The organism is Vibrio sp. R11-SG3-ISO9, assembly GCF_059834255.1.
The window spans coordinates 1-14154 of record NZ_JCBDGU010000053.1; the positions used below are offsets into that span (position 1 = coordinate 1).

General features: G+C 46.4%; 13 protein-coding genes. 2 read left to right on the forward strand and 11 right to left on the reverse strand.

All coding sequences use genetic code 11. The features are described 5' to 3' along the window. The 6 genes from AC6R05_RS20235 to leuS form a co-directional block, all read right to left on the reverse strand. Nucleotides 1–925: penicillin-binding protein 2 (locus tag AC6R05_RS20235; RefSeq protein ID WP_500648461.1), on the reverse strand; the 925-nt coding region annotated here is incomplete at its 3' end. Nucleotides 926–931: 6 nt separating this feature from the next. Then, complete coding sequence (gene rlmH / locus AC6R05_RS20240; RefSeq protein ID WP_032551440.1) at nucleotides 932–1402, reverse strand: 23S rRNA (pseudouridine(1915)-N(3))-methyltransferase RlmH; 471 nt, start codon at nucleotides 1400–1402, stop codon at nucleotides 932–934. A gap of 3 nt (nucleotides 1403–1405) precedes the next feature. Next, the gene (gene rsfS / locus AC6R05_RS20245) at nucleotides 1406–1723 is read right to left on the reverse strand and encodes a ribosome silencing factor (protein ID WP_032551441.1); all 318 of its coding nucleotides are present in this window, start codon (nucleotides 1721–1723) and stop codon (nucleotides 1406–1408) included. A gap of 49 nt (nucleotides 1724–1772) precedes the next feature. Continuing rightward, entirely contained in the window at nucleotides 1773–2798 is a 1026-nt protein-coding gene (holA, locus tag AC6R05_RS20250) for a DNA polymerase III subunit delta (RefSeq protein WP_500648462.1), read from the reverse strand. 9 nt (nucleotides 2799–2807) lie between these two features. Further along, nucleotides 2808–3428 (reverse strand): LPS-assembly lipoprotein LptE, encoded by a 621-nt coding sequence (locus AC6R05_RS20255; protein ID WP_150871325.1) that lies wholly within the window; start codon nucleotides 3426–3428, stop codon nucleotides 2808–2810. A gap of 211 nt (nucleotides 3429–3639) precedes the next feature. Continuing rightward, nucleotides 3640–6213 carry a leucine--tRNA ligase gene (leuS, locus tag AC6R05_RS20260; RefSeq protein WP_500648463.1) on the reverse strand — a complete coding sequence of 858 codons (2574 nt, stop codon included), beginning with the start codon at nucleotides 6211–6213 and terminating at the stop codon, nucleotides 3640–3642. A 160-nt stretch (nucleotides 6214–6373) separates the two neighbouring features. On the opposite strand from leuS, the gene AC6R05_RS20265 reads away from it, so the two are divergent. Next, nucleotides 6374–6844, forward strand: a complete 471-nt coding sequence (locus AC6R05_RS20265; RefSeq protein ID WP_500648464.1) for a zinc ribbon-containing protein — start codon at nucleotides 6374–6376, stop codon at nucleotides 6842–6844. A gap of 67 nt (nucleotides 6845–6911) precedes the next feature. On the opposite strand, the gene lnt is transcribed toward AC6R05_RS20265, so the two are convergent. From lnt to miaB, 5 genes are all read right to left on the reverse strand, one after another. Next, nucleotides 6912–8426 carry an apolipoprotein N-acyltransferase gene (gene lnt / locus AC6R05_RS20270; protein WP_500648466.1) on the reverse strand — a complete coding sequence of 505 codons (1515 nt, stop codon included), beginning with the start codon at nucleotides 8424–8426 and terminating at the stop codon, nucleotides 6912–6914. 32 nt (nucleotides 8427–8458) lie between these two features. Beyond that, nucleotides 8459–9349: a CNNM family magnesium/cobalt transport protein CorC gene (gene corC, locus AC6R05_RS20275; protein WP_032551450.1), complete on the reverse strand. Its 891-nt coding sequence runs from the start codon at nucleotides 9347–9349 to the stop codon at nucleotides 8459–8461. 120 nt (nucleotides 9350–9469) lie between these two features. Continuing rightward, nucleotides 9470–9931 (reverse strand): rRNA maturation RNase YbeY, encoded by a 462-nt coding sequence (ybeY, locus tag AC6R05_RS20280; RefSeq protein ID WP_032551451.1) that lies wholly within the window; start codon nucleotides 9929–9931, stop codon nucleotides 9470–9472. Further along, the gene (locus AC6R05_RS20285; protein WP_500648467.1) at nucleotides 9932–11053 is read right to left on the reverse strand and encodes a PhoH family protein; all 1122 of its coding nucleotides are present in this window, start codon (nucleotides 11051–11053) and stop codon (nucleotides 9932–9934) included. A 165-nt stretch (nucleotides 11054–11218) separates the two neighbouring features. Beyond that, entirely contained in the window at nucleotides 11219–12643 is a 1425-nt protein-coding gene (gene miaB / locus AC6R05_RS20290; protein WP_150871337.1) for a tRNA (N6-isopentenyl adenosine(37)-C2)-methylthiotransferase MiaB, read from the reverse strand. 335 nt (nucleotides 12644–12978) lie between these two features. Between miaB and AC6R05_RS20295 the strand changes: the two genes are divergently transcribed. Continuing rightward, a complete protein-coding gene (locus tag AC6R05_RS20295) occupies nucleotides 12979–14154 on the forward strand; it encodes a 2-octaprenyl-3-methyl-6-methoxy-1,4-benzoquinol hydroxylase (protein WP_500648468.1) in 1176 nt (391 codons plus the stop codon).

The window sequence follows — 14154 nt, forward strand, 5'->3', positions numbered from 1 at the left end:
CATTGTAACCCTTGGACGAGATACCGTGCACAAACGCATTCGGGTCATAGCTTGGGCTAGAGACCATAGCGAGTACGCCGTTGTCGTCTGGATCAAGCACAACCGCTGAACCTCGACGTCCATCGAGTAGTTTATGTACGTAAAGTTGAAGGTCGATATCTAGGTTCAACACGATATCTTTGCCCGGAATTGCGGGTACAAACTTCAATGTACGGATAACACGGCCACGGCTGTTTACTTCAACCTCTTGATAGCCGGCAGTACCGTGAAGCATGTCTTCGTAGTAACGTTCAATACCTAACTTACCGATGTCACGGGTCGCTTGATAATTGGCGTCTTTCTCTTCACGAACCAGACGTCGCATATCGCGGTCATTAATGCGCGATACGTAGCCAATCACGTGCGTGAGCACATCACCATATGGGTAAAAACGCTTGAGTGTGCCCGTAACCTCAACGCCTGGGAACTTGTGCTGGTTTACCGAGAAAACAGCTACTTGATCTTCGGTCAATTGGGTAAGGATAGGAACCGATTTAAAGCGACGTGTATTGCGGCGATCGCGGTTAAATCTTTCGACTCGCTCTGGGCTGATTTCTAAAAGTTCTTGGAGACGCGCAATGGTGTCATCCATGTTCTTTATTTTCTCAGGGGTGATCTCAAGGTTAAATACTGGGCGGTTTTCCGCCAGCAATACACCATTTCGGTCATAGATTAGACCGCGCGTTGGTGCGATTGGGACAACCTTGATGCGATTATCGTTCGAGCGAGTTTTATAGTCTTGGTATTGGTTGACCTGAATGTTGTACAGGTTGGCAACCAAAATGCCCATCATGATTACAATGCCTATAAACGCAATAAAAGCACGACTAGCAAATAGTCGTGCTTCTTCTTTGTAATCACGGATCTGGCTACGTTTACGTAACATTAACGCTTATTCTCGGTGATACGGGTGATTAGCTGTAATGCTCCAAGCTCGGTACAGGCTTTCTGCCATGATAACGCGCACAAGAGGGTGCGGTAGAGTCAGAGCCGACAGAGACCAGCTTTGGTCAGCTGCCGCTTTACATGCTGGAGCAAGCCCTTCAGGGCCACCAATAAGGATAGAAACATCGCGTCCATCCAACTTCCAGCTCTCTAGTTGTTCAGCAAGTTGCGGTGTATCCCATTTTCTACCTGGGATATCGAGTGTCACAATACGGCTACCTTTTGGCACCGCTGCTAGCATTGCTTCGCCTTCTTTTTGCAGAATACGTGCAATGTCAGCATTTTTGCCGCGTTTGCCCGCTGGGATCTCGACCAATTCCAGTGGCATATCGTGTGGGAAGCGACGCTTATATTCTTGAAAGCCTTCTTCAACCCATTTTGGCATTTTGGTGCCAACGGCAATTAATTGGATCTTCACAGATTAGCCCCACAGCTTTTCTAGTTGGTACAGCTCGCGTTGCTCAGCTTGCATCACATGAAGCATGCTGGTGCCCATATCTAGGACAACCCATTCACCTTCTTGTTCCCCGTCCATACCTAGCGGCTCTAGACCGACTTTTTTCACTTCACTTGCGACATGTTCTGCGATAGAAGCGACGTGGCGCTTTGAAGTACCAGTACAAACGATCATGTAGTCTGTCACACTGGATTTACCTTCAACGTCGATGGTGATGATCGACTCTGCTTTCATGTCGTCGGCTTTATCTGCAAGAAAATCTCTTAGTTCTTCACGTAACACAGGGTGTTCCTTAAATCTTAATTTTGCGACTCAAAATCATATCACGCTTTTATGCGGGAAAGGGGATTGAAGCCGAGGGGATACAAAACTCAACACTCAATTGGTGAATGAGTGGCCAAGGTGATTGCTCATACTGGGTTTTAGATAGCAATTCAGCTTGAGTAAGCAGTGCAAACAGAGAGTGTAACTGAGTCACTGAGACTCGTGTTAGCGCTGCGTTATAAAGGGGTTTCTTTGATTGCCAGATACGGTGTTTCTCGAACACTTGTCCGATGGGCATCTGTTGCATTTGTTGCTGCATCTGAAGTAGCAGTGCTAACTCTCGTTGAATACTGCGTAAAAGAATCACCGCTTCTACACCTTCCGCCTCTAATTGGCGCAAAATACGTTGGGCTCGATTACCTTTACCTGCAAGCAGAGCATCTACCCAATGGAATGGGGTAAAGTGATTATGACGACTTAGTGACTCTTCAAGTCGAACTAAGGTTAACTTGCCATCAGGATATTGCAGTGCCAGCTTCTCTAAGCTCTGGGTTAATGCAAATAGGTTTCCTTCGTGCCATTGAGCCAGCATCTGAGTGGCTTCGGCGTCTGGCTGTAAACCAATTTGGAGACAGCGAGCTTGAACAAACTGCGGCAAGCGGCCAACGTCAGGTGTTAAGCAACTTACCCAGTGACCTTGGCTCGAAAGTGCTTTGAACCACTTAGCATTTTCTTGTGCCTTGGTTAGCTTGGTTCCGATCAACACCAACATGATGTCTTCGTGCAGCTGGTCTGATAGCGCCAATAATTCTTTCGCGATAGCCGCATTTACACCAGACTCTGGCAACTCTAATTCGATCAGCTGACGGCTCGAAAATAGGCTCAGGGCTTGAGTACAGTCGTAAACATCATTCCAATCAAGGCTACTGTCGATAGCAAAGCGATGACGCTCTTCAAAGCCTTGCTGTTTAGCAGCTTTCTGAATCGACTCACGGCTTTCTTGAAGCAATAGCGGTTCGTTACCAAAGATTAAATAAACGCGGCTAAGCTGCTTATTTAACTGCTCTGATAAGCGGTCTGCAAAAATACGCATCAGTTAACCTTATTGAGCAGACTCAGTTGAATCTGGAGTTACCTCAACATTCTTGATGTTGTACTGCTTCTCTAACTCTTTAACCTGAACCTCTTCTAGGTCTTCAAGGTTCATGCTATTCGCGGCGATGTTAGCTTTCAGGCGTGCCATTTGACGTAGGATCTGACTTGCAGCTAGCTTACGCATTTCATCTTCGATCATGTCGCGTTCAACGGATTTTGCTAGTGCTGTTAGCGGGTTATCTAGGTAACTACGAGTTACGCTGGTGGTAAACGTTTTATCGCCTAATTCAGGAATCGTCACTCGGTAAGAAGCATTGAACGTCAGCTCTTTCTCAGCAGCACGTGTGTTCTGGTATAGAGAGAGTGTACGCTCATTAACGCTTTCACTTAGTAGGTGAAGGTTAGGTGTCTTACTAGTTGGCGCAACAATTTCCACGTTACTCATACGCAGCTGACTCTTCACCATACGCGTAAACGTACTGTATTGGTCGTAACTGGATACTGAGATCTTGTTCAGCTCTTCTGGTACAGAGTAGTCACCACGTAGGTGAAAACCACAGGCTGAGAGTAGGCTGACAGTTAGAACAACGAACGTAGCTTTTAACGAAGACAGTGAAATCAGGCGCATTATTTGATGGCTCTCATAAAATGGATTACTTATTTAAAGGCTTTAAGTTTGGGGGTAACCGTGCTGGGTATTAACCAATACAAAAGCGCTTAAATAAGTAGACAGGGTGGGGTGCACCCTGTCTATTGACTGCGAAGTAGCAATTAAGTTCTTTAATTCCTATCGCATTGTGAGTGTTAACTCAACCAATCAGTCACGATGTGACGAATGATTAGTTAGCAACGATGTTCAGTAGCTTACCCGGTACGTAAATCACTTTACGAACAGTCTTGCCGTCTGTGAACTTAGTTACGTTCTCATCGTTTAGACCTAGCGCTTCGATATCTTCTTTAGAGATATCCGCAGGTACTGTCAGTTTCGCACGTAGCTTGCCGTTTACTTGAACGATGATTAGTTTCTCGTCTTCAACCAGAGCTTTCTCATCGTGTGTTGGCCATGCTGCATTGTCGATGTCAGCTTCGCCAAGACCTACCCACATTTCGCTAGAGATATGAGGAGTGATTGGGTAAAGCATTGCAACAACTGCTTTCAGCGCTTCATCAAGGATTGCACGGTCTTGCGCAGATTCTTGTGGTGCTTTCGCTAGCTTGTTCATTAGTTCCATGATTGCAGCGATTGCAGTGTTGAACGTTTGACGACGAGCAACATCGTCAGTCACTTTCGCGATTGTTTTGTGAACGTCACGACGAAGTGCTTTTTGGTCGCTAGACAGTGCCGAGGTATCCACTGCTTCTGCCGCGCCTTTCGATGCGTGCTCGTTTACTAGTTTCCAAACACGTTTCAGGAAGCGGTTAGCACCTTCAACGCCAGACTCTTGCCACTCAAGTGTCATGTCTGCTGGTGAAGCAAACATCATGAATAGACGTACTGTGTCAGCACCGTACTTGTCTACCATCTCTTGTGGATCGATACCGTTGTTCTTCGACTTAGACATCTTGATCATGCCTGAGTGTTCAACGTCACGGCCAGTGTTGTCTTTCGCTGAAGTGATGCGGCCTTTACCGTCACGCTCAACCGTCACGTCAGTAGGTGCAACCCACTCAGTACCGCCTTTCTCGTTCTCGTAAGAGAATGCATCAGCCAGTACCATGCCTTGACATAGTAGGCGTTTGAACGGCTCGTCAGATGTTACGTAACCAGCGTCACGTAGCAGTTTGTGGAAGAAACGAGAGTATAGTAGGTGCATACAAGCGTGCTCAATACCACCGATGTACTGGTCTACTGGTAGCCAGTAGTTTGCTTTTTCTGGGTCTAGGATGTCGTCAGCTTGTGGTGAACAGTAACGTGCGTAGTACCAAGACGATTCCATGAACGTATCAAACGTGTCAGTCTCACGTATAGCTGGTTCGCCGTTAAATGTTGTCTTCGCCCACTCTTTATCAGATTTGATAGGGCTAGTTACGCCGTCCATTACTACGTCTTCTGGAAGAATGACTGGCAGTTGGTCCGCTGGTACTGGGTGAACTTCACCATCTTCAGTGGTTACCATTGGGATTGGCGCACCCCAGTAACGTTGACGAGATACACCCCAGTCACGTAGACGGAAGTTAACTGTCTTAGTACCTTTGCCTTCAGCTTCAAGCTTCGCTGCGATTGCATCGAATGCTGCTTGGAATTCTAGGCCATCGAACTCACCTGAATCGAATAGTACACCTTTCTCAGTGTATGCTTCTTCAGAGATGTTTAGTTCGCTGCCGTCAGCTGGCTTGATCACTGGGATGATGTCTAGACCATATTTAGTCGCGAACTCGTAGTCACGTTGGTCGTGTGCAGGTACTGCCATTACAGCGCCTGTACCGTAGTCCATAAGTACAAAGTTAGCTACGTAAACAGGAACCTCACGGCCGTTCAATGGGTGAATAGCAGTAAGGCCAGTCGCCATACCTTTCTTCTCCATTGTTGCCATTTCAGCTTCTGCTACTTTGTTGTTCTTACACTCTTCAACGAAAGCCGCTAGCTCAGGGTTTGTCTTAGCTGCTTCTGCTGCTAGAGGGTGACCTGCTGCGATACCTACGTAAGTCACACCCATTAGTGTGTCTGGGCGAGTTGTGTAAACTTCGAGGTCTGCTTGACCTTTCACTTCAAACTTCAGCTCTACACCTTCAGAGCGACCGATCCAGTTGCGCTGCATGGTCTTAACCATTTCAGGCCAGCCATCTAGAGTGTCTAGATCGTCGATTAGCTCTTGAGCGTATTCAGTAATTTTGATGAACCATTGAGGGATCTCTTTTTGCTCAACGATTGCGCCTGAACGCCAGCCGCGGCCGTCAACAACCTGTTCGTTTGCAAGAACTGTTTGGTCAACTGGATCCCAGTTAACTGTAGACATCTTCTTGTAAACTAGACCTTTTTCGTAAAGCTTAGTAAAGAACTCTTGTTCCCAACGGTAGTACTCAGGTGTACAAGTCGCGAATTCACGATCCCAGTCGTAGCCTAAACCAAGCATTTTAAGTTGGTTCTTCATGTACTCGATGTTTTCGTAAGTCCATGGTGCAGGTGCTGTGTTGTTCTTAACCGCTGCGTTTTCTGCCGGTAGACCAAATGCATCCCAACCGATTGGTTGCATTACGTTTTTGCCTTGCAGGCGTTGGAAACGAGATACCACATCACCGATTGTGTAGTTACGCACGTGACCCATGTGCAGTCGACCACTTGGGTATGGGAACATGGATAGACAGTAGAATTTTTCTTTATTTGGGTCTTCACTTACAACAAAGGTCTTGTTGTTATCCCAGTGCTGTTGAACTTTTTGTTCAATTTCTTGCGGATTGTATTGTTCTTGCATCGATGATGTCCGGTTATCTTGGAATTTGTGAGTCTGGTTTGATCAGACTTCAATAGATCGTCATAGAATACCTAAAGGAACGAACTACAACAATAGTTATACCTGTCATACTCTCATTATCTCGGGTATTGATTTAGGTCTGCAATCTTGAGGAGGACTTATGCCAAAGAAAAAAGCACTCTATGAAGAGCTGGTAGAAGATGTCATCGAAACACTCAAGCATAGCCCTGAAGAGATCAACAATAAGATTGAAACGTCAGGCAAGCTTGCACAAGCCGCGAATGATATGACGAAAGACGAGTTATCCTTGATCTCGGCTTACGTTAAATCGGATCTAAAAGAGTTCTCTGAAAACTACGAAGAGAGCAAAAGTGGGCCGTTTTACTTGATGATTGCAGATTCTATCTGGCATGGCTTGCTGGAAATCACCGACCGAACCAAGGTGGAGTGGGTAGAGCTGTTCCAAGATTTGGAGCATCAAGGGCTTTATCAAGCTGGAGAGGTGATCGGTTTAGGTCGTCTGATTTGTGACGATTGTGGTCACCAAACAGAATACAACCACCCAACTACCATCATTCCATGCATCAAATGTGGCGGTAAAGGTTTCAGTCGTAAAGCGCTCAAACCATAGTGCTCCCTCCGACATAAATAAAAAGGGTTGACCCTGTAGGCCAACCCTTTAAAGTTTTATCTCGAATCTAACTTTTCTCTCTCAAGCGCCAGCCGATTACTAAACTCAATAGCACCCAAACGTAAAGTGGCCACGTGCCTACAATACGATAAGGTGTTTGACCATCGGTAGAGATAAGCTCAGCCTTTAACACTGCTGTCTCGAACTGAGGCACTTGCTCAACGATTTTGCCTTTGTGGTCAGTTACCGCCGTCACACCGTTATTAGTCGAGCGAATAACTGGCTTACCAAGCTCTAGAGCACGCATTTGCGCGATCTCCATATGCTGAAGTGGACCAATTGAACTGCCAAACCACGCATCGTTAGAGAGCGTTAAAATGAAGTCTGTCTCTTCGGTCACGTTCTGACGAACCTGATCATTGAAGATGATTTCGTAACACAGTGCAGGTGCTAGATGGCGGCCATTCGCCACGATGTTTGGCTGAATGAAATCACCGCGACTAAACGACGACATTGGCAAGTTGAAGAACGGCGCCAGTGGACGCAAGATGTCTTCAAACGGCACAAACTCACCAAACGGAAGTAGGTGGTGTTTGTGGTAGCGCTCACTTGGGTCGTAGCTGTACTCTCCATATGGATTTACCCCAAGAGAGAGAATGCTGTTGTAGTACTTTTTGTCTTCCGACTGATTGAGCACACCAGTGATGATTGAGCTGTTATTCATCTTCGCCGCGCTATCAAGGTTGCGAAGGAAGGATGGGATCTCAACCTCAAATGCTGGGATTGCGGCTTCTGGCCAGATTATGATATCTGCACCCCAGTTATCACGGCTCATGTCTGTGTACTTCATCATGGTCGGCCAACGCTGGCTTGGTAACCATTTTAAGTCTTGGTCGACGTTCCCCTGAATGAGTACGACTGATGTGGTTTTGTCTGGATTCGGTGTCACCCAGTCAATGTTTCGAATGCCAAAACCTGCACTCAATAAAACCACAGGAATCAACCCCACGCTCCAGGCTCGGTTAATCGCCGTATAAGCCAGTGCACTCGCAGATACGATCACGACTAAGGTAATCAGCTCTACACCACCAATTGGCGCAAATGAGCCCAGTGGAGACTCAATTTGGCTGTAACCAAGCCAAAGCCACGGGAAGCCCGTCATTACCCAGCCACGCAACCAGTCGGTTATTAGCCATAAAGCAGGCGCTGCAAGGAAAAAGCGAGTGAGATTATTATTCGGGAAAAAGCGGTTGAGTGCCCACGCGAATAGACCCGTATAAATGGCGAGGTATCCAATAAGCAAGCCCATTAGGAATAGGTTTGCGGCTAGTGGCATGCCTCCAAACCCGTCAATACTGACGTAGACCCAACTGATGCCAGTAGCAAACTGTCCAAAGCCCCACGCATAACCTGTCCACAGTGCACTTTTGGTACTTTGTTTGTGCAATAGGATTAACAGAATAGCTGGGCTGAGAATGGCGATAGGCCAGAAGGAGTAGGGAGCGAACGCAAGGGTTGTGATAGCGCCAACAAAAACGGCCGCAAGCGGCCGTAGTAGGCGATGAATAAATGGTTTAGTCATCTAAATTATGTCATCTCTTTAGAGAGAAGTTGTTATTCTTCGATAGTTGGAAGAGGTTGCTCGTCTGGGATAGTCACCTGTAATTGAATCACACGGCGGTTATCTGCAGAGGTCACTTTGAAATGGTAGTTTTCAATTTCTACAATTTCACCGCGAGTCGGCAGGTGCCCAAAGGCTGTCATCACCATACCACCAACAGTATCTACTTCGTCGTCACTAAAGCTGGTTCCAAATGTGTCATTGAACTCTTCAATAGTGGTTAAAGCTTTTACTGAGAAGGTATGCTTGCTCAGCTTACGAATGTCTAACTCTTCTTCATCGTCGAACTCGTCTTCAATTTCACCAACGATTTCTTCGAGGATATCTTCAATGGTTACAAGACCCGATACACCGCCGAACTCATCGACAACGATAGACATGTGGTAACGCTCTTCACGGAACTCCTTGAGTAGGCGGTCAACACGCTTACTTTCTGGAACAACAACCGCAGGGCGAATCACTTGCTCAATGTCGAATGGGGCGCTGTCTGAGCCCAAATACTTAAGTAGGTCCTTCGCTAAAAGAATGCCCTCTACATGGTCTTTATCTTCACTGATCACTGGGTAGCGAGAGTGTTGAGCATCAGTAATCAACGCAATCAATGTATCTAAGTCATCGGTGCGTTCAACTGTGACCATTTGAGAACGCGGTAGCATGATGTCACGCACGCGCATCTCAGAGATTTCCATTACACCTTCAAGCATGTCGCGAGTGTCATGGTCAATTAGGTCATTAATTTCAGAGTCGCGGATTACATCTACGAGCTCCTGGCGGTCTTTTACCTCGCCTTGAAATAGTTGGCCTAGGCGTTCAAAGAAGGACTTTCTACTCGGACCTTCAGATTTTTTACTTCCCTCAGAAGTGGGGGGGTTACCTTCGTTCATGATTTCTCAAAAAATAACGCTATCAGAAGTGTGATAGCACACATAACAACTCAGATACCAATAGTGTTTCAAGGTTCGTGGAGCTGCTGTTTCTCTGCAATCTATCTTCCTAGAATCTGTTTACTTTTCTAGGATGTAAGGGTCTTCATACCCCATAGCTTGCATGATTTCTGTCTCGAGTGACTCCATCTCTTCAGCTTCATCATCTTCGATATGATCATAACCTAGCAGATGCAGACTGCCATGTACAACCATATGAGCCCAGTGTGCTAACAGAGGCTTGTTTTGCTCTTCTGCTTCTTTTTCTACCACTTGGCGACAAATGATGAGATCACCTAAAAGATCGAGCTCAATGCCCGGAGGCGCCTCGAACGGGAAAGACAACACATTGGTTGGCTTGTCTTTTCCGCGATACTCATGATTCAGCTGGTGGCTCTCTTCCGTATCAACGATACGAATGGTCAGTTCCGCATTCTCTTGGAATTGTGGAATGGTTTTGTCCAACCATTGCTGAATGTCTTGCTCAGTCGGTAAGCCTTGTTCATCTTCGACTGCTAATTGCAGGTCTAGTTCAATAGACATCTATTTATCACCTTGTTCTGCAACGACAGAGCTATTTTGTGTTGCTAATTGTTTCTCAGCTGGCTGTTGAGCCTCAAGCAGTTTGGCCTCACGCTCTTCACGCTTACGACGTTCAAACTCTTTACGCTCTTTTTGGTCTTTCGCTTCCCATTTCTCATACGCGTTAACGATACGAGCAACAACTGGGTGACGAACCACGTCTTCAGACATGAAGAAGTTAAAGCTGATGTCATCGACTTCGCTCAGTACTTCTGTTGCATGACGTAGACCAGACTTCGCACCACGAGGTAAATCGATTTGGGTGATATCACCCGTGATTACCGCTCGCGAGTTGAAGCCGATGCGAGTCAGGAACATTTTCATCTGTTCAACCGTGGTGTTCTGGCTCTCATCAAGAATGATGAAGGCATCGTTCAAAGTACGACCACGCATGTACGCAAGAGGTGCAACCTCAATCACGTTACGCTCAATCAGTTTCTCAACACGTTCAAAACCTAGCATCTCAAACAGTGCATCATAAAGAGGACGCAAGTAAGGGTCGACTTTCTGGCTTAAGTCACCAGGAAGGAAGCCGAGTTTCTCGCCAGCTTCAACTGCTGGACGTGTTAGTAGAATACGACGGATCTCTTGGCGCTCAAGAGCATCTACTGCTGCTGCCACCGCTAGGTAAGTCTTACCTGTACCTGCAGGACCAATACCAAAGCTGATGTCATGAGTGACCATGTTCATTAGGTATTGCGCTTGGTTTGGCGTACGTGGCTTAATCACGCCTTTCTTAGTCTTGATGAACACTTCTTTGCCGTGCTCAATACTTGGCTCAGCTGTTTGTTCTAAGACACCTGACTCTTTAATCGCCAGATGGATTTGCTCTGGCTCGATATCTGGAATATTACCTTTCACCGGAGCAGACTCAACATACAGACGCTTAACGATCTCAAGCGCAGCTGCAGCCGTGTGAGGCTTGCCGACGATAGTGAAAAAGTTGCTGCGGTAGTTGATCTCGACACCTAAACGGCGTTCGAGGTGTTTAATGTTGTCATCGAACGGGCCACATAGGCTTGCAAGGCGACGGTTATCTGCTGGTTCTAGATTGATCTCTAGGGTAACGATTTTATTGCTCAAATTAGCCTCTCATTTTGTGCCACCCACTCTTTTCAATAAACAAAGAGCAAGAAGCCCGATTGGGACCGGGCTTCTAGTGGCGATTTCCCTATTTCTAAGATGGTCACTTAGTTAGGTAATTTCAAGCTTTGCAGTTCAGCTTTGTGCTGAATCTAGATGTTTCGCTTACGGCGTAAATGTTGCTACACCTAGCTCGTCTTCACGTTTGGTGTTCGCCATCATCTGAGTTGGAGAGATAATAGTACGTAGGTCCATGTCTTTTTCTGTACGAACCAGCTCACCACGTAGAGAGTTAGCGAATACATCAGTGATCTTCACATCAACGAATTGACCGATAAGGTCGGCACTGCCTTCGAAGTTAACAACACGGTTGTTTTCAGTACGCGCGCGAAGCTCCATTAGGTTCTTCTTAGACGGACCTTCCACAAGAACGCGTTGCTCTGTATCAAGCATTAGGCGTGAGTAACGCATTGCTTGAGAGTTAACCACTTGTTGTAGTTCGTATAGACGCTCTTTTTTCTCTTGCTCAGGCACGTCACATGGGTAATCTGCAGCAGGTGTACCTGGACGAGGAGAGAAGATAAAGCTGAAGCTCATATCGAAATCTACGTCTTTGATCAGTTTCATCGTTGCTTGGTGATCCATTGCTGTTTCACCTGGGAAGCCAACAATAAAGTCAGAACTGATTTGAATATCAGGACGAGCTTTACGTAACTTACGAATGATCGACTTGTATTCGATAGCTGTGTGAGGACGCTTCATCATCGTTAGGATGCGGTCACTACCACTTTGTACTGGTAGGTGCAGGAAGCTCACAAGCTCTGGTGTATCTTCGTATACAGCGATGATATCGTCAGTAAACTCAAGTGGGTGGCTCGTTGTGAAACGGATACGGTCGATACCATCGATAGAAGCTACAAGGCGAAGTAGTTCTGCAAATGAACAGATGTCGCCTTCGTGCGTTGGACCACGGTACGCGTTTACGTTTTGGCCTAGTAGGTTTACTTCACGTACACCTTGGTCTGCAAGTTGTGCGATTTCGAATAGCACGTCATCCATTGGACGGCTAACTTCTTCGCCACGAGTGTAAGGTACAACACAGTAAGTACAGTACTTAGAACAGCCTTCCATGATAGAAACGAATGCTGTTGCACCTTCAGCGCGTGGCTCTGGTAGACGGTCAAATTTCTCGATCTCTGGAAAAGAGATGTCCATTACTGGCGCTTCATCGCTCAGAGATTGTTTGATCATCTCTGGTAGGCGGTGCAGTGTTTGTGGGCCAAAGATTACGTCAACGTATGGCGCACGCTCACGAATGTGGTCGCCTTCTTGAGTCGCTACACAGCCACCCACACCGATCACAACACCGTCTTTTTTGTCTTTTAGCGTTTTCCAACGACCCAGCTGGTGGAATACTTTCTCTTGCGCTTTTTCGCGGATAGAACAGGTATTCAGTAGTAGTACATCTGCTTCCTCAGGTACTTCTGTTAGCTCATAGCCATTTGCGGCATTTAGCAGGTCAGCCATTTTTGATGAATCGTATTCATTCATCTGGCAGCCCCAAGTTTTAATTAGCAGTTTCTTACTCATGTTTTGTTCGCTCGATCGTTAGTTTAATTTAAGGGAGCAAATCGCCCAGTGTTAATCCGCGGTTATGGTCTCTATTATAGCCTCTAAATATGGCTAAAATAACGCGACCCTAACAGCAAGCGGCGTATTGTACTGGTTTCAAAACCGACTGACTAGTGGTCTAGCAAAATCTCTTATGTAGTGGTTTTTATTCTCGTTAAGATTGTTAGTTATTTCGAGAAACACTATACGCAGCAAGGGATTGTCCATTTTGAGATTAAGGTTTTTGGTTACAAGTAAGTTGTGAAAACGTACAATCAAAAACAGTCATTGAATCAAACTGATAAGTACAAAATATGAACAGTTACGATATTGTGGTAGTCGGCGGTGGTATGGTTGGTGCAGCAACCGCTATCGGATTTGCGCAGCAAGGTATGCGTGTCGCGGTGATCGAGGGATTTGCCCCGCAAGCTTTCGAAAAGACACAACCTATGGACATTCGTGTCTCTGCGATCTCTCAAGCCTCTGTGGATCTGTTGGATTCGCTAGGTGCTTGGGATGCAATCGAGAACATGCGAGTTTGCACATATAAACGCTTAGAGACTTGGGAACATCCAGAGTGCCGTACGCGATTTGATGCTGCATCTCTAGAGTTACCTCGACTGGGCTATATCGTTGAAAACCGCCTTATCCAACTTGGGTTGTGGGCGCAGTTTGAACGCTATGACAATATTGAACTGTTATGCCCAGAAAAGCTCGATACCATTGAATTTGGTGAAACGAACACTGTGGTGTTGCAGTCTGGCTTGCGTCTATCAGCTAAATGGGTTGTTGGTGCAGACGGCGCGAATTCGGCTGTTCGTCAGCAAGCGGGAATTGGTATCACGGCTTGGGATTATCGCCAACACTGTATGCTGATCAATGTCGAGACAGAACTTCCTCAGCAAGACATTACTTGGCAACAATTTCTACCAAGTGGCCCTCGTTCTTTTTTACCTTTGGCGTCGCTTACGGCAGAGGGTAAGGAAGTGGGGCAAGGCTCTTTGGTGTGGTACGACAAACCTTCACGCATTAAGCAATTGTCAGCAATGAGTCCAGAGAAGCTGCGTGCAGAAGTGTTAAGTCATTTCCCTGCGGAGCTGGGTGATATTAAAGTGCTTCAATCGGGCTCTTTCCCATTAACCCGTCGACATGCTCAGCGTTACGCTCAAAATAACTGTATCTTGGTTGGAGATTCTGCACACTCCATCAACCCTCTCGCTGGGCAAGGGGTTAACCTGGGCTTTAAAGATGTGGCAGCTCTAATCAACCTGACTAAAGAGCAGGGTGAGTTAACAGACTCTGTCGCAAGAAGCTACGAGGTTAAAAGAAGAGGAGATAATCTCATCATGCAGAGTGGCATGGACTTCTTCTACAAGACGTTTAGTAATGATCTTGGCCCACTTAAGTTTGTTCGGAATGCAGCACTAAAGCTTGCAGAGAACTCTGGACCAATTAAAAACCAAGTATTGAAGTACGCTTTGGGGCTGTAG